We start from the raw sequence: 24,496 nt of genomic DNA, 5'->3' as shown, positions 1-24,496 counted from the left end.
CACCACCGCGCCAACGGTGATGGGCTTCGCTTGGCTCTCCGAGTGGAAAGCCGAGGACGGACAAGACGTCCCCGAGACTCAACGCCCGGGTCCAGTGTGATCGAGCTCCGGGCGTCAGCCGCGTGTCCGGGTCAAGCGCCGGTTGAGCGCCCCGTTCAGCAGCGCGACGAGCAGCCCCACCGCGAACACCAGCGTCCCGAAGCACAGCACCTGCGGCGGCATCCCGGCCTTCGCGGCGCCGTACACGAACAGCGGGAACGTGACGGAGGGCCCGGCGACGAACGACGTGATCACGTAGTCGTCGATCGACATCGCCAGCGCCAGGAGTCCCGCAGCGAGCATGCCCGGTGCGAGCAGTGGCAGGGTGACGAGCCGGAACGCCTGGAACGGCGTCGCGCCGAGGTCGCCCGCGGCCTCCTCCAACGCCCGGGAGGTCCCAGCGATCCGCGCCCGGAGCACCACCACCACGTAGGCGACGTCGAACGCGACGTGCGTCAGCAGCACGGTGAGGAACCCGGTGCCGAGGCCGATCGACAGGAAGAACGACAGCGACGCGGACCCGACGACGATCGACGGTGCCGCGATGTCCGCGAAGACGACCGCGTTGACGGCACCACGCCCGAAGAACCGGTAGCGCTCGAGGGCCAGGGCCAGCGGCAGCCCGATCGCGACGGAGATCAGTGCCGCCAGGAAGGCGATGGCGACCGAGGTGACGAACGCCTGGCCGAGTCCGGAGACGTTCACGAGGTTCGCGTACCAGTACGTCGTGAAGCCGTTCCAGGCGAACGACAACCGGTTCGTCGGGGCGTCGTTGAACGAGTACACGATCATGTAGACGATCGGCACCAGGGTGATGGCGATGACCACCCAGTACACGATGGCGAGCCACGGCCCGCGCCGGTTCACGCCGTGCCGGCCGGGCAGCCGACCGGTCACTCCGGTGACGGGCGACGTCGGGGCGCTGGACGAGCGGGTTGGTGCGACGGCGGTCATACGAGGTCCTCGAGGTCGTCGGTGCCGGACACACGGGCGTAGATGAACAGGATGATGCCGAGCACGACCATGAGCACGGTCGAGAGCGCGGCGGCGACGTTGTACTGCTGGTTGCCGGAGTAGGCGTCCTGGATCGCCTGGCCGATCGTGTACGTGTTCGTGCCGCCGAGCAGCGCCGAGTTCACGGGGTCCCCCACGCAGTCGATGAACACCAGCAGCACCCCGGCGAAGATGCCGGAGCGGGACAGCGGGAGGGTGGTGTGCCAGAACGCGCGGAACTTCCCGGCGTACAGGTCGTTCGCGGCCTCACCGAGTCGGGGATCGATGCGCTCGAGCGCCGCGTAGATCGGCAGCACCATGAACGCCAGGTCGTTGTACGCGTCGCCGAAGATGACCGCGCCGCCGGTGCCGAGGATGTGGAAGTCCTTGCCGGCGATCCCGATCCCCTGCAGGAAGGTGACGACGGGCCCCTGCGACGCGAGGACGAAGGCCCACATGTCGGTCCGGATGATGAACGACACCAGGAAGCTGACGAACACGAGCATGAGCAGCGGGTTCTTCCACCGCGGTGACACCCGGAACGCGATGAAGTACGCGACCGGGTAACCGACGATGATGGTCACCAGTGTCGCAGCGAAGCCGTACCAGAGCGATCGGAGCAGGAAGGTGAGGTACGGCACCTGCGGGTCGACGAACAGTGACGAGTAGATGCCGAAGTTCCACGTGAACGTGTAGCCGTCGTCCGGGTTGCCCGACATGAGCGAGACGATGAGCCCCGACACGAGCGGGATGACGAAGAACACGCAGAGGTACGCGGTCCCGACCAGGGCGAGCAGGAACGGTGTGCTCCGACGTCGGCCCCGCCGGACCGGCACGGAGGGCGGCGCGCCCACCGACAGGGCCGTCACGACTGCACCACCGCGTTGAAGATGCCGTTCCACTCCGAGTACTCGTCGTAGTTCTTGAACACCCGGAACTCGTGCGACTTCGCGAGGACTTCTTCCGAGGGGAACACCAGCGGACTGTCCGCCACGGTCGGGTCGTCGAGTTCGTTCCGCACGTAGTCCTCGGCGCCGGGCACCGGGCAGACGTAGTTGACGTAGTCCTCGACGATGCCGGCGGCCTTCGGCGTGTAGTAGAAGTTCATCCACTCGAGAGCGGACACCGGGTTCGAAGCCTGCCGCGGGATGAGCATGTTGTCGTGCCAGGTCATCTGCCCCTCCTCCGGCGTGACGAACTCCAGGTGCGGGAACCCGGACTGCTGCGCCTGGAACACGTCGCCGGACCAGGCCTGGGTGATCCAGGTGTCACCGTTCTCGAGCCGGTTGATGTAGCTCTGGTCGTAGAACCCGGTGACGTTCGGTCGCAGCTTCCGCAGCCAGTCCTGGGCCTTCCGCCAGTCAGCCGGGGTCGACTGCTCGGGTGCGATGCCGAGCGCGAGCAACGCCAGGGAACCGAGCTCGGTGTTATCGCTCATCAGCCCGATGCGGCCCTGGAAGGCGGGATCGAGCAGGTCCTTGAAGGACGTGATCTTCCGGCCCGTGTACTTCGGGTTGTACGCGAGCCCCGTGAACCCGGTCTGCCACACGACCGAGTGCTTGTTGCCCGGGTCGTAGATCGGGTCCTTCACCGAGTCGGACGCGTTCGCGGCGAAGTTCGGCAGCCGCGAGTGGTCGAGCTCGCACACGAACCCGTTGCCGATCATCTCGGTGAGCTCGTACCCGTTCGTCATCACGACGAGGTCGTAACCGGTGGCGCCCTGCGCCCGGAGGATCGGCGAGACGGTCGCGTAGAAGGTCGCGTTGTCCTGGATGACCGCCTGGTAGTCGACCGCGATGCCGGTCTCCTGCTTGAACAGCGCGAGTGACTCGGACTTGCCGTGGTCGGAGTCGATGTACAGCGGCCAGTTCGCGAAGTTGAGCTCCTTGGTCGGCTTCGCGTCCTTCCAGAAGGCCGTCCAGTCGACGGCGGGTCCCATCGACGCCGCGGAACCCTTGATGCTGCACCCGGCGAGGAGCGCTGCGACGGCGGCCGCGCCGCCGCCGGCCAGGAACCCCCGTCGGCTCACCCGGGCGGACGTCAGTCCGCGCACCAGGTCGGGCCGACTCACGCGACGGCTCCTGCCGTGGCGGGTGCGGACTGGAGGCGCGGGTCGGCTCCGGCGGTGAGGCTCGCGTCGGACGCGGGGTGCGCCTCCAGGCCGAAACCGTGGTCGACGCCCCACGTGAGCCAGACCTCGGTGCCGGTCGCGATCCGCGGCCCGCCCTTCGAGTTCTGCGCGAAGACGGAGACGCGACCCGCGCCGGGCACGTCGACGAGGTACTGGGTGCTGACGCCGGAGAACGAGACGTCCACGACCCGACCCGGTCCGAGGATGTTGCGGCCGGCCTCCTGTGCCGGCTCGGCGGTGCGGATCTTGAGCTTCTCGGGTCGGACGCCGACGACGACGCGGCCGGAGGTCGCGACCGCCCGCGCTGCCGGGACGGCGAGCGTGCCGGCCCCCGTCGCGACCACGAGCAGGCCGCCCTCGGTGCCGCGGACCTCGCCCTCGAGCAGGTTCGACTGGCCGAGGAAGTTCGCGACGAACGCGGTGCGGGGCAGCTCGTACAGGTCCTGGGGGCTGCCCATCTGCTCGATCCGACCGCCGTTCATGACGGCGACCGTGTCGGCCATCGTCATCGCCTCTTCCTGGTCGTGGGTGACGTGCAGGAACGTGAGCCCGACCTCGGCCTGGATGGTCTTCAGCTCGAGCTGCATCTGGTGCCGGAGCTTCAGGTCGAGCGCACCGAGCGGTTCGTCGAGCAGGAGCAGCGCCGGCCGGTTCACGATCGCCCGGGCGAGGGCGACGCGCTGCTGCATGCCGCCGGAGAGCTGGGCGGGACGCTTGCCCGCGGAGTCGTCGAGCTCGACGAGGTGCAGGGCCTCGCGCGCCTTCGTCATCGGGTCCGGGATCCGGCGTCGCTTCAGCCCGAAGGCGACGTTGTCGAGCACGCTCATGTGCGGGAAGAGCGCGTAGTTCTGGAACACCGTGTTGACCGGCCGCTGGTACGGCTTGGTGTCGGTGACGTCGCGGCCGCCGATCGTGATCGTGCCGCTCGTGGGTTCCTCGAGGCCGGCGACGAGCCGCAGGGTGGTGGTCTTGCCGCACCCGGAGGGACCGAGCAGGGCGAAGAACGACCCGGCCGGCACGGTCAGGTCCAGCGCGTCCACCGCGGTGTGCCCGGGGAAGGACTTGGTGATCTGGTAGAGCCGGAGATCGGCTCCCGATTCGGCGAAGGTGCCGGTCATTGCCATGGTGCCTCCAGGGGGTGGTCGGCCTCAGCCGATGTAGGACATGACGTGCTTGATGCGGGTGTAGTCGTCGAAGCCGTACTGGGACAGGTCCTTGCCGTAGCCGCTGTGCTTGAAGCCGCCGTGCGGCATCTCGGCGACGATCGGGATGTGCGTGTTGATCCACACGCAGCCGAAGTCGAGGTCACGGGCGAAGCGCATCGCCCGGGAGTGGTCGGTCGTCCACACCGAGCTCGCGAGCCCGTACTCGACGTCGTTCGCGGCGCGCAGTGCTTCGTCCTCGGTCGTGAAGCGCTGCACGGTCTGCACGGGCCCGAAGACCTCCTGCTGCACGATGCGGTCGTCCTGGCGCAGGCCGGACACGATCGTGGCCTGGTGGAAGTAGCCGACGTCGCCCTGCCGCTCGCCCCCGAGCTCGATCGTGGCGTGGTCCGGGAGCGTGTCGACGAAGGACCGGACCTGGGCGAGCTGGTTCGCGTTGTTCACCGGGCCGAAGAACGGGGTTGCCGTACCGGCGCCGGTCTGCGCGTTCGCCCGGGCTTCCTCGGCGAGCGCTGCCACGAACTCGTCGTGGATGCCGTCCTGCACGAGCAGCCGGGTGGCGGCGGTGCAGTCCTGCCCGGCGTTGAAGAACCCGGCGGCGACGATGCCCGCGACCGCGGACGGGATGTCTGCGTCGTCGAACACGATCACCGGGGCCTTGCCGCCGAGCTCGAGGTGCGTGCGCTTCAGGTCGCCGGCGGCGGCGCGGGCGACCTCCGTCCCGGCGCGGACGGACCCGGTGATGGACACGAGCTGCGGCGTCGGGTGGTCGATCATGGCGGCGCCGGTGGTGCGGTCCCCCACGACGACGTTGAGGACGCCGGGCGGCAGGAACTCGGCGGCGACCTCGGCGAGGAGCAGGGTCGACAGGGGTGTGGTGTCGCTCGGCTTGAGGACCGTGGTGTTCCCCGCGGCGAGCGCCGGGGCGAACTTCCACACCGCCATGTTGAGCGGGTAGTTCCACGGGGTGACCTGGGCGACGACACCGATCGGCTCGCGGCGGACGAACGACGTGTGGTCGGTCATGTACTCGCCTGCGCTGCGCCCCTCGAGGTTCCGGGCGGCTCCGGCGAAGAAGCGGATCTGGTCGACGGACAGCAGGATCTCGTCCTCCACCAGGGTGGCGCGGGGCTTCCCGGTGTCGAGCGACTCGAGGTCGGCGAACTCCTCCGCACGCTGCTCCACCGCGTCGGCGATCCGGAACAGCGCGAGCTGACGCTCCCCCGGGGTGGTGCGGCGCCAGGTCTCGAACGCGCTGCTCGCGGCAGTGAACGCGGCGTCCACGTCGGCCGGGGTCGACACGGGTGAAGTGCCGTAGACGTGCTCGTCGGTCGGGTCCACCAGGTCGAACGTGCTGTCGGCACGCGACTCGACGGACGTGCCCCCGACGAAGTTGCGCACCTCGTGCGTCTCCGTCGCTGTCTTCGTCGTGTCCAGCATGGCGGCGATACTGGCACGGAATCCGGTGGTGCGGAAGAAGAATCCGCAGGTTGTGGAGAACCGTAACAACGGAAATCGTCGCGAAACACGGTGTTCACAACGAAATCCCTTGCGTTCTCGCGAAGGTCACTGCAATGCTGTGCGGCATGGCGGCAGCACCACGACGTCCGGGTCCGATCGACGACATCTCCAAGCGCATCATCGAGCAGCTCCAGGCCGACGGCCGCCGTCCGTACGGCGAGATCGGCAAGGCGGTCGGTCTCAGCGAGGCGGCGGTCCGGCAGCGCGTCCAGAAGCTCACCGAGACCGGCGTCATGCAGATCGTCGCGGTCACCGACCCCATGCAGCTCGGCTTCCACCGGCAGGCGATGATCGGCATCCGTGTGAACGGTGACACCCGGAAGGTGGCCGACGCGCTCGAGCAGCTCCCGGCGGTCGACTACCTCGTGATGACCGCCGGCAGCTTCGACCTCATGGTGGAGGTCGTCTGCGAGGACGACGACGGCCTCATCGAACTGCTCAACGGCACGATCCGGGCCATCCCGGGCGTGACCGCCACCGAGACCTTCGTCTACCTGCAACTCCGCAAACAGCTCTACGACTGGGGAACGCGATGACCATGTCCGACCAGAAGACCGAACAGCCCACCCGCCTCGGCTCCTACGACCCGTTCGCCCCGGTCGACGACGCCGCCCTGCAGCAGAAGTCCCGCGACCACCTGTGGATGCACTTCGCCCGGCACGGTGCGAACCAGGCCGGCGCCGACGTGCCGATCATGGTCCGCGGCGAGGGCCACCACGTCTACGACAGCCACGGCAAGGGCTACATCGACGGGCTGTCCGGCCTGTTCGTCGTCGCCGCCGGGCACGGCCGGAAGCGCCTGGCCGAGATGGCCGCCAAGCAGGCCGAGACGCTGTCCTTCTTCCCGATCTGGTCGTACGCGCACCCCGCGGCGATCGAGCTCGCGGACCGCCTGGCCGACCACGCGCCGGGCGACCTCAACAAGGTGTTCTTCTCGACCGGCGGCGGCGAGGCCGTCGAGACCGCGTTCAAGCTCGCGAAGTACTACTGGAAGCTCCGCGGCAAGCCGATGAAGCACAAGGTGATCTCGCGGGCGGTGGCGTACCACGGCACCCCGCAGGGCGCGCTCGCGATCACCGGCATCCCGGCGATGAAGCAGATGTTCGAGCCGCTGGCACCCGGTGGCTTCCGCGTCCCGAACACGAACTACTACCGCGCGGCCGAGATGGGTTTCGCCGGCGAGACCGAGGAGGAGTTCGGCTTCTGGGCGGCCGAGCGCATCCGCGAGATGATCGAGTTCGAGGGCCCCGACACCGTCGCCGCGGTCTTCCTCGAGCCCGTCCAGAACTCCGGCGGCTGCTTCACCCCGCCGCCCGGGTACTTCCAGCGGGTCCGCGAGATCTGCGACGAGTACGACGTCCTGCTGGTCTCCGACGAGGTCATCTGCGCGTTCGGCCGCATCGGGACGATGTTCGCGTGCGACACCTACGGCTTCGTGCCGGACATGATCACGTGCGCGAAGGCGATGACCTCGGGCTACTCCCCCATCGGCGCGACGATCATCAGCGACAAGCTGTTCGAGCCGTTCTCGAAGGGCGACACGACCTTCTACCACGGGTACACGTTCGGCGGGCACCCGGTCTCCGCCGCGGTGGCGATGGAGAACCTCGACATCTTCGAGGAAGAGGGCCTGCTGCAGAACGTGCAGCAGAACGCCCCGCTCTTCAAGGCGGAACTCGACACCCTGCGCGACCTGCCCATCGTCGGCGACGTCCGCGGCGACGGCTACTTCTACGGCATCGAGCTCGTGAAGGACAAGGCCACCAAGACGACCTTCGACGACGACGAGTCGGAGCGCCTGCTGCGCGGGTTCCTGTCCAAGGCACTGTTCGACGCGGGGCTGTACTGCCGTGCCGACGACCGCGGCGACCCCGTCGTGCAGCTCGCACCGCCGCTCACGATCGGGCAACCGGAGTTCCGCGAGATCACCTCGATCCTGCGGAGCGTCCTGTCCGAGGCCGGCACGAAGATCTGACCGTGGGCGGCTACCGGGGCGTCTCGTTCTGGCTCGATGCGCTCGTGTCCTCCGGACGCGACGACCTGACGCCCCGGCCGTCGCTCGACGGCGACACCACGGCGGACGTCTGCATCGTCGGGGGTGGACTGACGGGTCTCTGGACCGCCTGGTACCTGCACCAGGCCGACCCGCGCCTCCAGATCGTCGTCGTGGAACGCGAGATCGCGGGGTTCGGCGCCTCCGGACGCAACGGCGGCTGGTGCTCCGCCCTGTTCCCACGTTCCGCCGCCTCGATCGCCGAGGAGCACGGCCGCGACGCGGCCCTCGCCCTGCGCGCCGCGATGCGTGACACCGTCGACGAGGTCGGACGTGCCGCGTCCGAAGCCGAGGTCGACTGCGACTACGTCAAGGGCGGCACCGTCCTCTACGCGCGTTCCGCCGTGCAGGAGCGCGCAGCCCGCCACGAGGTCGACTCGTCCGCCGAGTGGGGCGACGAGATGACGTACCGCGACGGTCGCCCCGGCGACGCGGCCGGCTCGGCCGGCGTCGCGTGGACCCCGGACTGCGCGCGCGTCCAGCCCGCAGCGCTGGTGCGTGGCCTGGCGGCCGCCCTGGAGGCACGGGGCGTCCGGATCGCGGAGCACACGCCCGCCGTGTCGTGGGCTCCAGGGCGCGTGGTCACCTCACGTGGGACGGTCTCGGCCGGGGCCGTGCTGATCGCGGTCGAGGGGTACGGTGCGCAGCTGGCGCAGACGAGGCGGCGGATCCTGCCGCTGTACTCGCTCATGATCGCGACCGCGCCGCTGCCGGCCGCGGTGTGGGACCGCATCGGCCTGGAGCACGGGCAGACATTCTCGGACTACCGACACCTGCTCGTCTACGGACAGCGGACGGCGGACGACCGGCTCGCGTTCGGCGGCCGGGGTGCCCGCTACCACTGGGGGTCCTCGATCACACCCGGGTACGACCGTGTACCGCGGGTCTTCGCGCACCTGCGCTCGGCGCTCGTCGACCTGTTCCCCGCGGTGGCCGACGCCCCGGTCACGCACACCTGGGGCGGCCCGCTCGGCGTCCCGCGCGACTGGTGCGCCTCGGTCACGTGGGACGGACACGTCGGGACCGCCGGCGGGTACGTGGGTGACGGGTTGTCGACGACGAACCTGGCCGGGCGGACCCTCGCCGACCTCGTCCGTGGGCGGTCGTCACCGCTGACGGCACTGCCGTGGGTGAACCACCGGTCGCCGGACTGGGAGCCGGAGCCGCTCCGGTTCCTCGGGGCGAACGCCGGTCTCGTGGCGACCGACCTGGCCGACCGCGAGGAAGCACTGACCGGACGGCCGAGCCTGGCCGCGCGCCTGATGGCACCACTGACCGGAGGACACTGATGGACGCCGAGACCGTCGTCGTGGGGGCCGGGGTCTCCGGTCTCGCCGCTGCCCGGGCACTGGCACGCGCCGGTCGGTCCGTCATCGTGCTCGAAGCCCGCGACCGCATCGGCGGGCGCACCTGGACGGACGCCGAGCTGGGCGTGCCCGTCGACCTCGGCGCGTCGTGGATCCACGGCATCGAGGGCAACCCGCTGTGGTCGCTGGCGTCGTCGTTCGGGATCGAGACCGTCGAGTTCACCGTCGGCAGCTTCCAGTTCGACGGCCGCCCGATCGCCTGGCACGACCCGTCGGGCGAACCGCTGTCCGGCGCTGCGGCGGCGTCCTTCGCGGCCGACCTGCACACGGTCGACGCCGCCCTCGAGGACGCCGTCGCCGACGCTGCCCCCGGTGCCTCGTACGCCGAGGTCGTCGCGTCCGTCGTGTCGGCCCTCGGCTGGTCCGGTGCCCGGGCCGACCGGGTGCAGGAGTACGCGGCGCACCGCTCCGAGGACCTGTGCGGCGCCCCCGTCACCGACCTCGACGCGCACGGGCTCGAGGAAGAACACGTCGCCGGGGACGAGGTCGTCTTCCCCGGCGGGTACGGGCAGTACGCCGCGGCACTCGCCTCCGGCCTCGACGTCCGGCTGTCCTCGGTCGTGCGGTCGGTGTCGTCGACGGACTCCGGCGTGACGGTGGGACTGGCGGACGGGTCGACCGTCTCGGCCGCGCACGCGATCGTCACCGTCCCGCTCGGGGTCCTGCAGGCCGGTGACGTGACGTTCGACCCCCCGTTGTCCGAGCCGGTCGCCGGTGCTCGGGACCGCCTCGGGATGGGCGTCTACGACAAGGTGTTCCTCCGGTTCCCCGAGGCGTTCTGGGGCGGCGACTGGGTGGTCCGTCAGCAGGGTCCCGCCGGCGTCGACTGGCACTCCTGGTACGACATGTCCCGCGTGACCGGAGCCCCCGTGCTGGCCGCGCTCGTCGGGGGTGCCGGAGCACGACGACTCGAGACGCTCCCCGACGCGGAGATCGTCGCCGAGGCCCTCGCTGCCCTGCGTCACGCGTTCGGCCCGGTCGTCCCCGAGCCCGAAGCCGTGCGGATCACCCGGTGGGCGGCCGACCCGTTCGCGAAGGGGTCGTACTCGTACCTGCACGTCGGAGCCGCACCGGACGACCACGACCTGCTCGGCACGCCGTTCGGCCGCGTCCAGCTCGCGGGCGAGGCCACGTGGGGCGACGACCCGGCGACGGTGCACGGCGCGCTGCTGTCCGGACTCCGGGCGGCCGGGCGGGTGCTCGGACGGGGCGTCGGGGTCGCCGACCTGGTCGACTGATCCCCGCGCACCCGGCGGTCTCCGGTCAGCGCTCTACACTCGGCGCGTGACCACTGGGCGAGCCCGACCGCAGCACGAGCACCGCGCGCCCGTCGCCGTCGCGGTGCTCGTCAACCTGGCACTGAGCCTGCTCCTGCCGGACGAGGTGCTGTTCTTCCCGTCCTGGGTGGTCCCGCTCATCGGTGTCCTGCTCCTCACCCCGCTCATCGTGTTCAACCCGCGGCGGCTGACCCGCGAGACGACGTGGTCGCGGTGGCTGTCCACGGGGCTCGCCGTCCTGCTCACGGTCGCGAACCAGCTCACCGTCGTCAGGACGATCGACCAGCTCCTGCACGGCCACCCGGACGGCGGGGCGGTCCTGCTCACCGCGCTGCAGGTCTGGGTGAGCAGCATCATCGCGTTCGGCCTCGTGTACTGGGAGCTCGACCGCGGCGGTCCCGTGGCGCGACGGCAGCCGGACCTGTGGGTGAGCGACCGGGCCGACTTCCAGTTCCCGCAGGAGACCGACCCGAAGACGGCCGCGTGGCGCCCCGCGTACCTCGACTACCTCTACGTCGCCCTGACGAACATGATGGCGTTCAGCCCGACGGACACGATGCCCATGACGACCCGGGCGAAGATGATCATGGCCTACCAGTCGATCGGCGGGTTCATCCTGCTGGCGCTCGTCATCTCGCGCGCGGTCAACATCATCAGCTGACCGTCCGGCCGACGAGCGCCTCGGAGACGTCCCAGAGCCGCGCGGCGTCCTCGTCGCGCAGGACGGGCGCCCACGCCGTCCGGCGCCCCGCCGGACCGACCCGGACGGCTCGCACAACCTGCTCGTCTACACGGCCGAACCCGGCAGCGCGAGCGCGGAACGGCTGCGGCTCCTGTCCGTCATCGGGGCCGACCTCCGCTGACGCGCGGCGGCTCCACGCCCGGTGCGGATCAGGAGCCCTGCGCCTCCTCGGACACCGACTGCCACGCGCGCCACGTCGCCAGACGCGACTCGTAGTCCCGCTCGGCGATGCCCAGCGGCGCCGTGCCGAAGAACACCCGCAGCGGCGGTTCCTCGGCGTCGACCACCGTGAGGATCGCCGACCGGGTCGCCCCGGGCTTGCCGGGATCGGCGGCCGACGGACGCTTCGACGCCGCCTCGCGCACGTCGGCGTAGGCGGCGATCTCGTCGCTCTTCTTCGATGACGGTCCGGACCAGTCGGTCGAGAACCCGCCCGGCTCGATCAGGGTCACGTGGATGCCGAAGCCGGCGACCTCCTGCGCGAGGGACTGTGAGAGCCCCTCGAGCGCCCACTTCGACGCGTGGTAGGCACCGACGGTCGGGAACGCGCTGATGCCGCCGATGCTGGAGACCTGGACGATGTGCCCCGACCCCTGCTCGCGCATGAGCGGCAGCGCGGCCTGGGTCACCCAGAGTGCGCCGAACAGGTTCGTCTCGAGCTGCGCCCGGACCTCGTCCTCCGTGAGCTCCTCGACCATGCCGAAGTGGCCGTAGCCCGCGTTGTTCACGACCACGTCCAGCGAGCCGAAGTGCTCGGCCGCGCGCTGGACGGCCGCGAAGTCCGCCGCGCGGTCCGTGACGTCGAGCTGCAGCCCGAGGAAGGTGTCGGGGTACCGGTCGACGAGTGCCTGCACGTCGTCGGGGTTGCGTGCCGTGCCGGCGACGGAGTCGCCGCGTTCCAGGGCGGCTTCCGCCCACTCACGACCGAAGCCCTTCGACGCGCCGGTGATGAACCAGGTCTTGCTCATGTGTCCTCCTCGTGATCGACGGGACCAGACAACGCCCGGACCGATGGAACCCGCTCGGACCACGGGGGACGCGTGCGCCGACCGGACAGTCAGGGGCGGGGCGCCGCGAACTCCAGGTTGACGTCGTCCGGGTCTTGGACGGACAGGATCACGAGACCGAACGGCGGGAGGTCCGTGACCTCGCCGTGCTCGATGCCCGCGGCGTCCAGCCGCTCGACCGCAGCGTGCAGGTCGTCGACGGAGGCGACCCGGAAGCTGACGTGGTCGAGGCCGACGCGGTCCGGGTCGAAGCGGTCGTCGGTGGGTGCCACCGGCCGGAGCCCGAGCGTCTGGCCACCGAACGTGAACGAGCAGCCACCGAAGGTGCGCCACGGGTCGTCGTGGATCGTCGGGTCGTCGATCTGGTCGCTGAAGTCACTGCCGGGAGGCATGCCGAACAGCTGTTCGTAGAACGCCTTGCTCCGCCGGATGTCGGTGACGGTGAGCCGCACGTGCGAGAAGCCGAGCGGCCTGAGGATGGGTTCGCGCATCCCCCCACACAACACCTGTCGGGGGACGCCGCCGTGGGCAGTTCGACCGACTGTCTGAGCGTGCGAACAGGTCTACCGTCGGTCCTCGTGCGGCAACGGCGCCGCACGACGACGAATCGAGCATCATGCAACGACGGATGACCAAGCTCCTCGTGGTGGCGGTGAGCCTCGGGATCGTGGGTGCCACGATCCCGACGATCGCGGCCCAGGCGGTGACCACGAGCGACACCCCGGACTTCGGGAGCAACGTCAAGGTCTACGACCCCTCGGTGCCCGCGTCGACCATCCAGGCCGACGTGGACGCGGCGTTCAACTCGCAGCTCCGGAGCACCACCGCGCAGTTCGGGTCCCAGCGGTACGCCTTCCTGTTCAAGCCCGGCAGCTACGGCCGCGTCTGGGCGAACCTCGGCTTCTACACGGCCCTCCAGGGGCTGGGGAAGAACCCGGACGCCGTCACGATCAACGGGGCGGTCAACGTCGATTCCGGGTGGAACGCCGGCGACGAGAAGAACGCGACGCAGAACTTCTGGCGGTCCGTGGAGAACCTCGCCATCGTCCCGGAGGGCGGCACCGACCGGTGGGCCGTCTCCCAGGCTGCACCGATGCGGCGGGTGCACGTCAAGGGCAACCTGACCATGGGCCCCTCGAACCAGGACGGCGGCCAGGGCTACTCGTCCGGCGGGTACATCGCGGACTCCAAGGTCGACGGCACCGTCACGAGCGGGTCGCAGCAGCAGTGGTACACCCGGAACTCGTCGCTCGGCGCGTGGCAGGGCGGCAACTGGAACATGACGTTCTCGGGCGTGCAGGGCGCACCGGCGAACGACTTCTCGAAGAGCTACACGACCCTGGCGACGACCCCGACCACCCGTGAGAAGCCGTACCTGTACGTCGACTCGTCGAACAAGTACCACGTGTTCGTCCCGTCCCTCCGGCAGAACTCGTCCGGGGTGACCTGGCCGAACACCGCCGGCACCGACATCCCGATGCGCAACTTCTACGTCGCGCACCCCGGGGACTCCGCAGCGACGATCAACAGCGCGCTCACGCAGGGGCTGAACCTGTTCTTCACGCCGGGCACCTACCAGCTCGACGCGCCGATCGCCGTCACCCGGGCCGACACCGTCGTGACGGGCATCGGGTTCCCGACCCTCGTGCCGACGAAGGGCAACGCGGTGCTGACCTCGACCGACGTCGCCGGGGTGAACCTCTCGAACCTCGTCGTCGACGCCGGATCGCAGAACAGCGCACAGCTCGTCCGACTGGGGACGAGTGGCTCGCACGTCGACCACGCCGCCGACCCGCAGAGCATCCAGGACGTGTTCTTCCGCGTCGGGTCGAGCATCCAGGGCAAGGCGACGACCACCCTGCAGGTGAACGCGGACGACACGCTCGTCGACCACATCTGGGCCTGGCGCGCCGACCACGGCGGCGCCGCGACCGGCTGGAACGTCAACACCGGCGCGACGGGTGTCGAGGTGAACGGTGACGACGTGCTCGCGACCGGCCTGTTCGTCGAGCACTACCAGCGGTACGAGGTGCTCTGGAACGGCAACCGTGGCAGGACGGTCTTCTTCCAGAACGAGATGCCGTACGACGTGCCGGACAACGCCTCGTGGCAGAGCCCGACCGGCGCCGGGTACGCCGCGTACAAGGTCGCGGCGAACGTCACCAGCCACGAGATCTGGGGTGGCGGCGTCTACTGCTTCTTCAACACGAACCCGGCAGTCCATGCCGACCGCGCGTTCGAGACCCCGACCGGCTCGGGCATCCGAGCACACGGGCTCGTGACGGTGTCGCTCGGGGACACGGGCACGATCTCGAGCGTGATCAACGGCGTCGGCGGGTCCGTCCCGACGTCCGCGGGCAACACGGCACCGAACCGCTTGGCGTCCTACAACTGAGGAGGATCGACGATGACCACCAGCAGGAAGCAACGAGCCGCCGCGCTCCTGGTCGCCGGGGCGGCAGCGGTCGTGCTCGGCGTCACGCCGACGCTGACCGCCGGCACCGCCGCGAACGCCGCGAACGGTGACGTGATCTGGTCGCAGGACTTCGACGGCACAGCCGGGAGCGCACCCGACCGCTCGGTCTGGACGAACGAGACCGGCGGGGGCGGCTGGGGCAACGACGAGCTCGAGACGTACACCGACTCGCGCGACAACTCGGCGCTCGACGGCCAGGGCAACCTCGTCATCACCGCGAAGCGGGAGGCCGACGGCTCGTACACCAGCGCACGACTCTCGACGCAGGGGAAGTACACCCCGCGGTACGGCCGGGTCGAGGCTCGCATCCAGATCCCGCGCGGGCAGGGCATCTGGCCCGCGTTCTGGATGCTGGGGTCCGACCTGCCGCAGGTCGGGTGGCCCGGCTCCGGCGAGGTCGACGTCATGGAGAACGTCGGGTACGAGCCCGCGACCGTGCACGGTACCGTCCACGGCCCGGGGTACTCCGGCGGGCAGGGCATCACGGCGAGCTACCAGCACCCGCAGGGCTGGTCGTTCGCGGACACCTTCCACACGTTCGCGGTGGACTGGAAGCCCGGTTCGATCACGTGGTCGGTCGACGGTGTCGCGTACGAGACCGTCACCCCTGCGGACACGAACGGCCACCCGTGGGTGTTCGACAAGCCGTTCTTCATCGTGCTGAACGTGGCGGTCGGCGGCGACTGGCCGGGGTCCCCGGACGGCTCGACGCCGTTGCCGCAGCAGATGAAGGTCGACTACGTCCGGGTGATCGACAACTCCTGAGGCCGGCCGCCCGACGGGCAAGCTCGCGATCCCCAGCCACGGCGCCGGTCGGCCGCGACGGTTCGTTGTCGTTCGACATCGGACCACCTTCGTGTCAACGCCGACGGACACGATCAGTGCGGGCCGAGGGATGCAACTCGCTCGGAGAGCGGGTTCTCCACTCGGAGGACAAAGCGAAGCCCATCACTGTTGGAGCAGTGGTGGGCTTCGCTTGTCGTCCGGGCCCCGTCCCGGCGGCGACACGGACCTGTCGCCATAAGACTGACATCCCAGCGAGCGAAGGGGCCTTGCGTCCGTTGATCATGTGATCAACAATGGCGTCATGGACGTCATCACCGGCACGCCGCACCCGTCACCACTGCGCGAGGACACCGGCACGCCACGGCGGTCTGCACGGGTCGCACTCGTGCAGGCCCGCTGGCTCGAGGACCCCGTCGCGCACCAGCGCCGACTCGCCGACGGCATCGCCGCAGCAGCATCCGAGGGTGCCGCAGCGGTCTTCCTCCAGGAGCTCACGCTCTCTCGCTACCCCGGCGACACCCCCGCGGACGGAGTCCCGAAGGACCGCGCCGAGTCCCTCCTCGACGGCCCGACGATCACCTTCGCCCGCCGGCAGGCCGCGGAGCACGGTCTGGTCGTGCACGCCTCGCTGTACGAGCGCCCCGCCGAGGACGACCAGCCGGACGACCCGCGCGGCTACAACACCGCGATCCTCGTCGCACCCGACGGCACCCTGGTCGGCCGGACCCGGAAGACGCACATCCCGATCAGCGCCGGCTACTACGAGGACACGTACTTCCGCCCGGGCGCGGACGCCGACCCGTTCCCGGTGCACGACGCCGCAGGCCTCCGGCTCGGCCTGCCGACGTGCTGGGACGAGTGGTTCCCCGAGGTCGCGCGGTCCTACGGGCTCGCCGGGTCGGAGGTGCTGGCGTACCCGACGGCCATCGGCTCCGAACCGACCTTCCCGGCGTTCGACACCGCGCCGATCTGGCGGCAGGTGATCGTGGCGAACGGCATCACGGCCGGGCAGTTCATGGTCGTGCCGAACCGCTGGGGCGACGAGGGCGACATCACCTTCTACGGTTCCTCGTTCATCTCCGACCCGTTCGGCCGCGTGCTCGTCGAGGCACCGCGGGATGCCGACGCGGTGCTCGTCGCGGACCTCGACCTCGACGCTCGCGTCGAGTGGCTCCGGCTCTTCCCCTTCTACCTGACCCGGCGACCCGACCTGTACGGCGGCCTGGTGCAGGAGGTCGACCCCGTCCGCGACGGCCACGGCGCGCGCGAGGCGATCCGTGCCTCCTTGGCGGTGCGGTCGTGACCTGGCGGATGCCGGCGGAGACGGCACCGCAGGAACGGACCTGGATGGCGTTCCCGCGACCCGGCGCGACCCTCGGCGACGACCCGGTGAGCGCCGAGGCGGCCCGGGTCGCGTGGGCCACGACGGCGAACACCATCAGCGAGTACCAGCCGGTGACCGTCGTCGTCGACCCAGTGGCCCGTGCGGACGCCGACCGCCTGCTCGCGGGCGCGGTCGACGTCCTCGAGGCTCCGCTCGACGACTTCTGGATGCGCGACATCGGCCCGACCTTCGTGGTCGACGACGCGACCGGCGAGCGCGGCGCCGTCGACTGGGTGTTCAACGGCTGGGGAGCGAACGCCTGGTCGACCTGGACCCGCGACGCCGAGATCGCGGCGACCGTCGCACAGGCCGCCGGGGTGCGACGGATCCCGTCGCTGCTCGTGAACGAGGGCGGGGCGATCCACGTCGACGGCCGGGGCACCGTGCTCGTCACGGAGACGGTGCAGCTGGACCCCCGGCGCAACCCGTACGCCGACCGCGCCCGTGTCGAGGAGGAGCTCGCCCGCACGATCGGCGCCACCGACGTGGTGTGGCTGCCCCGCGGTCTGACCCGCGACTACGACGGCCTCGGCACGCGCGGGCACGTCGACATGGTCGCCGCGTTCGCCGCGGAGACCGACACGCTCCTGCTGCACGCGCAGCCGGACCCCGGGCACCCGGACCACCTCGTGATGCCGATCATCCGCCGCGCCGTCGAGGAGGCCACGGACCGGACGGTCGTCGAGCTGCCGGCCCCGGCGACACTGACCGACGGCGACGGCCCGGTGGACTGGAACTACGTCAACCACGTCGTGGTGAACGGTGCCGTCATCGCGTGCGGGTTCGGGGAACCGGTGGCGGACGACCGGGCTCGCGGGATCCTCGCGGAGGTGTACCCGGGGCGCGAGGTCCGCAAGGTGGACGCCCGCGAGGTCTTCGCCCGCGGCGGCGGGCTGCACTGCATCACCCAGCAGCAGCCCGCCGGGTGATCAGGTCCCGGACGGCGCGAGCCCGATCCGCGGCTGCAGCCAGTCGAGTCCCGCGGCGAGCGCCGCTCGGGCGGTGGTCCAGTTGTGGCGGCCACCGGGCACGGCCCAGGTGGTGACGTGCATGCCCGCGGCCCGCGCGGCCTGCGCCATCACCGGCATCACCGGTCCGTAGGCGGCGTCCTGGGCCCCGGCGGCGAAGAAGGCGTTCGTGGCCCGGAACAGTGCACCGGCACGGAGGAGCGCCGCGGGTTGCGCCGCGGCCCAGGCGGCACGGTTCCCGGCGAACCCCTCGGCGATCGTCTTCGCCTCGGTCCCGAGCGAGGGGCCACGCTCACCCGAGACGTCGATGAGGTTGCCGAACCGGGCGGGGTCGCCGGCGCCGAGCTGGATCGCGCAGGTGCCGCCCTGTGAGAACCCGCCGATGGTCCAGGCCGACGCCGCGGTCTGCACCTTGAGGTGGCTCGTGACCCACGCCGGGACGTCGTCGGTGAGGTAGGTCCGGCTGTTGCCGAGGCGGCCGTCGACGCACATCGGGTTGGCCGACTGCGGACCGAGCTGGTCGGGCACGACGACGATCGGGGTGAGGCCGCGGTCGACGGTGGCGAGCGCGTCCATCGTCTGTTCGATGTGGCCGGCGTTCTGCACGTCGTCCGGGCCCGCACCCCGCGACTGCCCGGACAGCAGCACGTCCACGGGCAGGAACGGCGGATCGGGGGTCAGTGCAGCGGGCGGCAGGTAGAGCAGCGCCTGCCGGGCGGTGAAGTGCGAGCGCGTCGCCGGGATCGTCACCCGCAGCAGGCGGCCCTGCTCGGGCTGGTCGGTGGGCGCCGTCCACGTGGTGGCCAGGTCCAGGTCGGCCGGGGCCCGGGTGCCGCCGGGTGCCTCCGCCGCGGGGATGCCGGCGGTCGACACCGGCGCAGGTGTCGGCGTGACGGTCGCGGTCCTCGTACCGGTCGGGGTCACCGATCGCGGTGTCGCCGAGGCGGCGGAACGCGCGCCGACGGGATCGTCGCCGCCGACGGCACTGGCGACGCCCCAGCCGCCGAGGGCTCCGAGGACGATCCCCACCACCAGGCCGACGGCGACGCCGCGGGCCCGTCCTGCTCGTGGTGTCCGTGCCATGGGTCGTCCTCGTCCGTCGCGGGCGCCAGGGCCCGTCCTCCGCCACGACGTCGGTCGTGACGGGCCGATCGTAGGGAAGCCCGCCGGGAAACGGACCACGGGACGGGAGCACGGGCTGAGTGTTCTCGGGGACACCTCCAGCCGCCCCACCGTTCACGCTCAGGCAATCGACACGGCGTACAGCAACCGGTCGAACGATGGACTCCGTGGCGGGTCGGACCGGGTCGTTCCGCTCGGTATCGTCGGCGAACCGGTCCACCCGACACGGTCCACGCACCGCCGCGCGGACCCCGGCCCCGCAGCGCAGTCCGCGGGCAGGAGGGAACTCCCATGGCATCACCCACCGCGGTCACCGCCCCGGCCCCACCGTCGCGCGGCGGGTCGCTCCAACGCAGCTTGGGCCTCGCCTCGATCGTCGGCCTCGGGCTCGGCTACATGACCCCGACCGTGGTGTTCGACACGTTCGGCATCGTGTCCGGCCAGACCGACGGTGCCGTCCCGAGTGCCTACCTCATCGCCCTCGTCATCATGCTGCTCACCGCGGTCAGCTACGGGAAGATGGTCCGCGTCTACCCGGCGGCCGGGTCCGCGTACACGTACGTGCGGGAGTCGATCCACCCGAACGCCGGCTTCATGGTCGGCTGGGCCTCGCTCCTCGACTACCTGCTGCTGCCGATGGTGAACGCGCTCATCATCCGGCTCTACCTCGAGCAGGTGTTCCCGGCACTGCCCGCCTGGGTGACGGTGGTGGTCTACACGCTGTTCGTCACGACGGTCATCTGCCTGTCCATGCGGGGCACCTCGAACCTCAACATGGTGCTGCTCATCGGGGCGATCCTCGCGATGATCGCGTTCGTGGTCTTCGCCGTGATCGAGCTCGTCCGCGGCGCCGGCGCAGGCACGATCGTCAGCGCGGAGCCGTTCGTGCACGACGGCGTCACGATGTCGGCCCTGCTGACCGGGGCGACCGTCGTGTGCTTCTCGTTCATCGGCTTCGACGCCGTCACGATGTACACGGAGGAGGCGAAGAGCGTCCGGATCATGCCGAAGGCGATCCTGCTGACCGTCCTCATCGGCGGCCTGATCTTCCTGGTCTCGGCGTACTTCGCGCAGCTGCGGTTCCCGACGAACGCCCCCTTCGGCGAGTTCACCGACGACCCGCTCCCCCAGATCGGCCTGCTGGTCGGCGGCAAGGTCTTCCAGGCGATCCTCGTCGCCGCCGGGTTCGTCGCCGCCCTGGCGTCCGGCCTGGCCTCGCACGCGAGCGTCGCCCGCATGCTGCTCGTGATGGGTCGGAACAACGTGCTGCCGAAGAAGGTCTTCGGCTACGTCAGCCCGCGCACCAGGACCCCGATCCTCAACGTGATCGTCGTCGGTGCGGTCACGCTGCTCGCGATGACGTTCTCGCTCGACACGATCTCGTCGTACATCAACTTCGGCGCCCTCATCGCGTTCACGTTCGTCAACCTGACGGTGATCGTGCACTTCGCCTGGCGCGAGGGCCGACGCCACTCCGCCCGCGACCGCTTCACGTACATCGTGCTGCCCGGCGTCGCGATGCTGCTCACCGGTGTTCTCTGGTCTCAGCTGCACGCCGACGCGCTGATCGCCGGCGGGGTCTGGGCCGCGATCGGCTTCGTGTACCTGCTCGTCATCACGAAGGGGTTCCGGATCCAGCCGAAGGGCTTCGACGAGAACCAGCCCGTCACGGGCGTCAACAAGCAGCTGACCGACCAGCACGCACAGGAGACACGATGACCGACACCGCCACCGTCTACGCCGTCACCGACCCGACGACCGGCGAGGTGCTCACCACCTTCCCCACGATCACCGACGACGAGCTCCGCGCGGCGATCGACACCGCGGACCGGGCCCACCGCGCCGACCGCAGCACCGTCGCCGACCGGGCAGCGCTCCTGCACCGCGTCGCCGAGCTGTACCGGGAGCGTCGCGACGACCTCGCCGCGACGATCGTGCGCGAGATGGCGAAGCCGATCGACCAGGCGGTCGGCGAGGTCGACTTCTGCGCCGACATCTACGACTACTACGCCGACCACGCGTCGGAGTTCCTGGCGGACGAGCCCATCACCCTCGCACCGGGCAGCGAGGGCAGCGCGTTCATCCGGAAGTCCTCGATCGGCGTGCTGCTCGGCATCATGCCGTGGAACTTCCCCGCGTACCAGATCGCCCGGTTCGCCGGCCCGAACCTGCTCCTCGGCAACACCGTCCTGCTGAAGCACGCCCCGCAGTGCCCCGAGTCGGCCCTGGCCATCGAGCGGATCTTCCACGACGCCGGCTTCCCCGAGGGTGCCTACACGAACGTCTTCGCGACGAACGACCAGGCCGCCGACGTCATCGCCGACCCGCGCGTCCAGGGCGTCTCGCTCACCGGCTCCGCCAGGGCCGGTGCCGCGGTCGCCGAGATCGCCGGCCGGAACCTGACGAAGGTCGTGCTCGAGCTCGGCGGTTCCGACCCCTTCATCCTGCTGTCGACCGACGACCTCGACGCCGTGGTCGAGTCCGCCGTGGCCACCCGCCTCGAGGGCAACGGCCAGGTCTGCAACGCCGCGAAGCGGTTCCTCGTCGCCGACCACCTGTACGACGACTTCCTGGCGAAGTTCACCGAGGCGATGGCCGCGGTCGCGCCGACCGACCCGACGACGCCCGGCGCCGAGCTCGGCCCGCTGTCCTCTCCGGCCGCCGCCGACCGCCTCGCCGAGCAGTTGGAGAACGCCCGCGCCCAGGGTGCGACCGTCGTCACCGGCGGCGAGCGCCAGGGCAACGCGTTCACGCCGACCGTCCTGACCGGCGTCACACCCGACAACGACGCCTACCGCGAGGAGTTCTTCGGTCCGGTCGCCGCCGTCTACCGCGTCGAGGACGAGGACGCCGCGATCACGATCGCGAACGACACCCCGTACGGCCTCGGCTCGTACCTGTTCACGACCGATGCCGAGCAGGCGCTCCGGGTCGCGGACCGGATCGAGGCCGGCATGGTCTACGTGAACATCGTCGGCGCGGACAGCCCGGAGCTCCCGTTCGGCGGGGTCAAGGCGAGCGGCTTCGGCCGGGAGCTCGGCCCCCTGGGGGCCGACGAGTTCGTCAACAAGAAGCTGATCCGCATCGGCTGACGGGCAGTCGACTCACTCGCGGCGGGCGATCTCCTGACGCAGCGCACGTACCTCCGCGGTCAGTTCCCGGATCTCCTGCCGCGTCGCGCTCTGCGCTGCCTCGTCCCGTCGGCCGACCTGCTCGATGATCCAGCTGGCGAGGGTCGCGGTGACGACGCCGAGCAGGGCGATCCCGCCGACCATCACCCCGACCGCGATGAGCCGTCCTGCCTCGGTCACCGGCGTCAGGTCGCCGTAGCCCACGGTGGTGATCGTCACCATCGCCCACCACAGCGCGTCCCCGAACGACACGATCGTCGCACCGGGCGCGTGCCGTTCGACGTCGAACACCGCCAGGGCGGACACGAAGACCAGCAGTGCCGTGGTCACCACGACGTACAGGGTCACCCGCCCGCGGACAGCCGCACCGGTGGTGTGCTGCAGGACGCGGAACAGCTGGACGAGTCGGAGCAGCCGGAGCGGACGGAGGAACGGGAGCGCGACGGCGGCAAGGTCCAGGAGGTGCCGCAGGAACCACCGCACCCGCTGCTCGGCGAGGACGAGCATGACGACGTAGTCGACGACGAACATCACCCAGGTGACGTTGACCACGAGCTCGCAGGCGACACGCGCCCCACCCGTCGGCTCGGCGAGCACCTCGACCGCGTACGCCGCGAGGAACGCGAGCGCCGCCCCCGCGAGGGGCCACTGCGTCGCGCGCACCCACTGCGCCTGCGTCCACCTCATGGAGGAACGCTAGCGTGAGGGCACCGTCACAGGAGGCGCGATGCCGGCCGACACCGCGCCTCCCGTCCGTCCACTGGTCGCGTCAGACCGCGATGCGCCCGCCGTCGACGGGGAGCACCGCGCCGTGCACGAAGGACGCGGCGTCCGTAGCGAGGAACACGATCGCCTCGGCGACCTCGAACGCCGTCCCCGGCCGACCCGCGGGACCCGCAGCGGCGAGCTGGTCGAGGCTCTCCCCCATCGCCGCCGTGCCCTCTGTCCGGGTCGGTCCTGGGCTGACCGCGTTGACGCGCACGCCGGACGGTCCGAACTCAGCAGCCCACGACTTCGTGAGCAGGACGAGCGCCGCCTTGGTCGAGCCGTAGAGCCCCATCCCGGCTGCACCGAACTCGGCGACCATCGTGGTCACGTTCACGATCGCACCGTCACCGCGCTCGGCCATGCCTGGCGCGAGCGCCGCGACCAGGAAGTACGGCGCCTTGACGTTCACGTCGAACACCTCGTCGAACCCCTCGGTCGTGGTGGCAGCCGTCGGCCCGAACGGGAAGATGCCCGCGCTGTTCACCAGGACGTCGACCCGACCGCCGCCGATCGTGCGGGCTGCATCGGCGAGCGCTCGCGCACCCGCCTCGTCCCGGAGGTCGGCACGGACGAAGTCGGCGGACCCGCCAGCCGACCGGATCGTGCGGACGACCTCCGCTCCGCGTTCCTGGTCCCGTCCTGACACGACGACGTGCAGGCCGCGGGCGGCGAGGATTTCGGCGGCGGCACGTCCGATGCCGCTGGTGGAGCCGGTGACGAGAGCGGTCTTGCGCATGGTGGTCGTCCTATCTGAACAGATCTGTTTGGTTTGGCGCTGGTAACTGTACAGATCAGTGCAGTAAAGTCAAACCATGCCCGACACGACCGCACCGAGGACCCGCCGACGCCCCGCTCTCGAACGGGCCGTCGCCACCGCGGACCGGCTCTTCTACGAGCAGGGCATCCACGCGGTCGGCGTCGACCAGGTCGCGGCGGAGGCGGACATCTCGAAGGCGAGCCTCTACACGCACTTCCGGACGAAGGACGACCTCGTGCTGGGCTACCTCCGCGGGCGCAGCCGCTCGTGGCAGGAACACGTCGCCGCGCAGCTCCCCGCCCGCGGCGAGACCCCGCGTGAACGGGTCCTCGCGGTGTTCGACCTGCTCGGAGAGTGGTTCGCCGAGCCCGGGTACCGGGGATGCCCGTTCATCAACGTCGAAGCGGAGTACGGCGACGGCCATCCGACGCACGAGGTGACGCTCGAACACCGGGACTGGGTCCGAGCGCTCTTCACCGCACTCCTCGTCGAGGCCGGGGACACCGAGCCCGACGGCACGGCACTGCAGCTGTGCCTGCTCTACGACGGAGCGATGGCCAGCGCACAGGCGGACGCGTCCCGGCCGTGGGCTGCGGCGGCGCGTGCCGCGGCCCTGCGCCTCGTCGACGACCGCTGACCTGACCGCTACTGCGGGTCGGCGGGCTCGCCACCGGAGTCGTGGTCGCTGTCCTGCCCCGGGTCCTCCGTGGCGTCGCCCGACGGCGACCCGTCCGGTAGGTCCTCGGTGTACTGCCGCTCGTCGTCGGTCGGTTCGCTGCTGCCGGTGGAGGTCGTGTCGCTCATGGCCGGG

At 70.6% G+C, this 24,496-nt stretch carries 24 protein-coding genes; 12 read left to right on the top strand and 12 right to left on the bottom strand.

Annotation, left to right across the window (positions count from 1 at the left end):
• Window positions 1–114 precede the first annotated feature (114 nt).
• From ABIC61_RS04870 to ABIC61_RS04850, 5 genes are read right to left on the bottom strand one after another with little or no spacing between them, the layout of a single operon-like run.
• Entirely contained in the window at window positions 115–993 is an 879-nt protein-coding gene (locus tag ABIC61_RS04870) for an ABC transporter permease (protein ID WP_354029000.1), read from the bottom strand.
• A complete protein-coding gene (locus tag ABIC61_RS04865) occupies window positions 990–1,901 on the bottom strand; it encodes an ABC transporter permease (protein WP_099051920.1) in 912 nt (303 codons plus the stop codon). The genes ABIC61_RS04870 and ABIC61_RS04865 overlap by 4 nt, the downstream gene beginning before the upstream one ends.
• Window positions 1,898–3,103 (bottom strand): ABC transporter substrate-binding protein, encoded by a 1,206-nt coding sequence (locus ABIC61_RS04860; protein WP_354028999.1) that lies wholly within the window; start codon window positions 3,101–3,103, stop codon window positions 1,898–1,900. The genes ABIC61_RS04865 and ABIC61_RS04860 overlap by 4 nt, the downstream gene beginning before the upstream one ends.
• Window positions 3,100–4,287 (bottom strand): ABC transporter ATP-binding protein, encoded by a 1,188-nt coding sequence (locus ABIC61_RS04855; protein WP_354028998.1) that lies wholly within the window; start codon window positions 4,285–4,287, stop codon window positions 3,100–3,102. Before ABIC61_RS04855 ends, ABIC61_RS04860 begins: the two co-directional genes overlap by 4 nt.
• 24 nt (window positions 4,288–4,311) lie before the next feature.
• Complete coding sequence (locus ABIC61_RS04850; RefSeq protein ID WP_354028997.1) at window positions 4,312–5,766, bottom strand: aminobutyraldehyde dehydrogenase; 1,455 nt, start codon at window positions 5,764–5,766, stop codon at window positions 4,312–4,314.
• 146 nt (window positions 5,767–5,912) lie between these two features.
• On the opposite strand from ABIC61_RS04850, the gene ABIC61_RS04845 reads away from it, so the two are divergent.
• The 5 genes from ABIC61_RS04845 (at window position 5,913) to ABIC61_RS04825 (ending at window position 11,205) form a co-directional block, all read left to right on the top strand.
• Window positions 5,913–6,383, top strand: coding sequence for an Lrp/AsnC family transcriptional regulator (locus ABIC61_RS04845; RefSeq protein ID WP_144754012.1), 471 nt, complete (start codon window positions 5,913–5,915; stop codon window positions 6,381–6,383).
• Between the two features lie 107 nt (window positions 6,384–6,490).
• The gene (locus ABIC61_RS04840; protein ID WP_440130712.1) at window positions 6,491–7,822 is read left to right on the top strand and encodes an aspartate aminotransferase family protein; all 1,332 of its coding nucleotides are present in this window, start codon (window positions 6,491–6,493) and stop codon (window positions 7,820–7,822) included.
• A gap of 2 nt (window positions 7,823–7,824) precedes the next feature.
• Complete coding sequence (locus ABIC61_RS04835; RefSeq protein WP_354028996.1) at window positions 7,825–9,189, top strand: NAD(P)/FAD-dependent oxidoreductase; 1,365 nt, start codon at window positions 7,825–7,827, stop codon at window positions 9,187–9,189.
• A complete protein-coding gene (locus tag ABIC61_RS04830) occupies window positions 9,189–10,505 on the top strand; it encodes a flavin monoamine oxidase family protein (RefSeq protein WP_354028995.1) in 1,317 nt (438 codons plus the stop codon). Before ABIC61_RS04835 ends, ABIC61_RS04830 begins: the two co-directional genes overlap by 1 nt.
• 46 nt (window positions 10,506–10,551) lie before the next feature.
• A complete protein-coding gene (locus ABIC61_RS04825) occupies window positions 10,552–11,205 on the top strand; it encodes a DUF1345 domain-containing protein (RefSeq protein ID WP_354028994.1) in 654 nt (217 codons plus the stop codon).
• Here the strand turns inward: ABIC61_RS04825 and ABIC61_RS04820 are convergent.
• The 3 genes from ABIC61_RS04820 to ABIC61_RS04805 all read right to left on the bottom strand — a co-directional run bounded on the left by ABIC61_RS04820 (window position 11,198) and on the right by ABIC61_RS04805 (window position 12,784).
• Window positions 11,198–11,320, bottom strand: coding sequence for a hypothetical protein (locus ABIC61_RS04820; RefSeq protein ID WP_354028993.1), 123 nt, complete (start codon window positions 11,318–11,320; stop codon window positions 11,198–11,200). The two genes, ABIC61_RS04825 and ABIC61_RS04820, sit on opposite strands and share 8 nt — an antisense overlap.
• Before the next feature lie 115 nt (window positions 11,321–11,435).
• Window positions 11,436–12,254 carry an SDR family oxidoreductase gene (locus tag ABIC61_RS04810; protein WP_354028992.1) on the bottom strand — a complete coding sequence of 273 codons (819 nt, stop codon included), beginning with the start codon at window positions 12,252–12,254 and terminating at the stop codon, window positions 11,436–11,438.
• An 89-nt stretch (window positions 12,255–12,343) separates the two neighbouring features.
• Window positions 12,344–12,784: a VOC family protein gene (locus ABIC61_RS04805; RefSeq protein WP_354028991.1), complete on the bottom strand. Its 441-nt coding sequence runs from the start codon at window positions 12,782–12,784 to the stop codon at window positions 12,344–12,346.
• 137 nt (window positions 12,785–12,921) lie between these two features.
• Here ABIC61_RS04805 and ABIC61_RS04800 point away from each other — a divergent pair, with 137 nt between their 5' ends.
• The 4 genes from ABIC61_RS04800 to ABIC61_RS04785 all read left to right on the top strand — a co-directional run bounded on the left by ABIC61_RS04800 (window position 12,922) and on the right by ABIC61_RS04785 (window position 17,868).
• A complete protein-coding gene (locus ABIC61_RS04800; protein ID WP_354028990.1) occupies window positions 12,922–14,688 on the top strand; it encodes a pectate lyase-like domain-containing protein in 1,767 nt (588 codons plus the stop codon).
• A gap of 12 nt (window positions 14,689–14,700) precedes the next feature.
• Entirely contained in the window at window positions 14,701–15,534 is an 834-nt protein-coding gene (locus tag ABIC61_RS04795; protein ID WP_354028989.1) for a glycoside hydrolase family 16 protein, read from the top strand.
• A gap of 322 nt (window positions 15,535–15,856) precedes the next feature.
• On the top strand, window positions 15,857–16,858 hold the full coding sequence (locus ABIC61_RS04790) for a nitrilase-related carbon-nitrogen hydrolase (RefSeq protein WP_354028988.1): 1,002 nt from the start codon (window positions 15,857–15,859) through the stop codon (window positions 16,856–16,858).
• A complete protein-coding gene (locus ABIC61_RS04785; protein ID WP_354028987.1) occupies window positions 16,855–17,868 on the top strand; it encodes an agmatine deiminase family protein in 1,014 nt (337 codons plus the stop codon). Before ABIC61_RS04790 ends, ABIC61_RS04785 begins: the two co-directional genes overlap by 4 nt.
• Here ABIC61_RS04785 and ABIC61_RS04780 read toward each other — a convergent pair whose 3' ends face one another.
• A complete protein-coding gene (locus tag ABIC61_RS04780) occupies window positions 17,869–18,990 on the bottom strand; it encodes an alpha/beta hydrolase (protein WP_354028986.1) in 1,122 nt (373 codons plus the stop codon).
• Between the two features lie 330 nt (window positions 18,991–19,320).
• Between ABIC61_RS04780 and ABIC61_RS04775 the strand changes: the two genes are divergently transcribed.
• Complete coding sequence (locus ABIC61_RS04775; protein WP_354028985.1) at window positions 19,321–20,748, top strand: APC family permease; 1,428 nt, start codon at window positions 19,321–19,323, stop codon at window positions 20,746–20,748.
• Complete coding sequence (locus ABIC61_RS04770) at window positions 20,745–22,121, top strand: NAD-dependent succinate-semialdehyde dehydrogenase (RefSeq protein ID WP_354028984.1); 1,377 nt, start codon at window positions 20,745–20,747, stop codon at window positions 22,119–22,121. The genes ABIC61_RS04775 and ABIC61_RS04770 overlap by 4 nt, the downstream gene beginning before the upstream one ends.
• Before the next feature lie 12 nt (window positions 22,122–22,133).
• On the opposite strand, the gene ABIC61_RS04765 is transcribed toward ABIC61_RS04770, so the two are convergent.
• Together ABIC61_RS04765 and ABIC61_RS04760 are read right to left on the bottom strand one after the other, a co-directional pair.
• Window positions 22,134–22,847, bottom strand: a complete 714-nt coding sequence (locus tag ABIC61_RS04765) for a potassium channel family protein (RefSeq protein WP_354028983.1) — start codon at window positions 22,845–22,847, stop codon at window positions 22,134–22,136.
• Between the two features lie 82 nt (window positions 22,848–22,929).
• Window positions 22,930–23,664 carry an SDR family NAD(P)-dependent oxidoreductase gene (locus ABIC61_RS04760; RefSeq protein ID WP_354028982.1) on the bottom strand — a complete coding sequence of 245 codons (735 nt, stop codon included), beginning with the start codon at window positions 23,662–23,664 and terminating at the stop codon, window positions 22,930–22,932.
• A gap of 76 nt (window positions 23,665–23,740) precedes the next feature.
• On the opposite strand from ABIC61_RS04760, the gene ABIC61_RS04755 reads away from it, so the two are divergent.
• A complete protein-coding gene (locus ABIC61_RS04755) occupies window positions 23,741–24,322 on the top strand; it encodes a TetR/AcrR family transcriptional regulator (protein ID WP_354028981.1) in 582 nt (193 codons plus the stop codon).
• An 8-nt stretch (window positions 24,323–24,330) separates the two neighbouring features.
• On the opposite strand, the gene ABIC61_RS04750 is transcribed toward ABIC61_RS04755, so the two are convergent.
• The gene (locus ABIC61_RS04750; protein WP_354028980.1) at window positions 24,331–24,489 is read right to left on the bottom strand and encodes a hypothetical protein; all 159 of its coding nucleotides are present in this window, start codon (window positions 24,487–24,489) and stop codon (window positions 24,331–24,333) included.
• Window positions 24,490–24,496 lie beyond the last annotated feature (7 nt).

Source organism: Curtobacterium sp. 1544, from assembly GCF_040544915.1.
Lineage (GTDB): Bacteria > Actinomycetota > Actinomycetes > Actinomycetales > Microbacteriaceae > Curtobacterium > Curtobacterium pusillum_C.
Note: the sequence above shows the minus strand (reverse complement) of the source record. Positions and strands in the feature narration are given on the sequence as shown.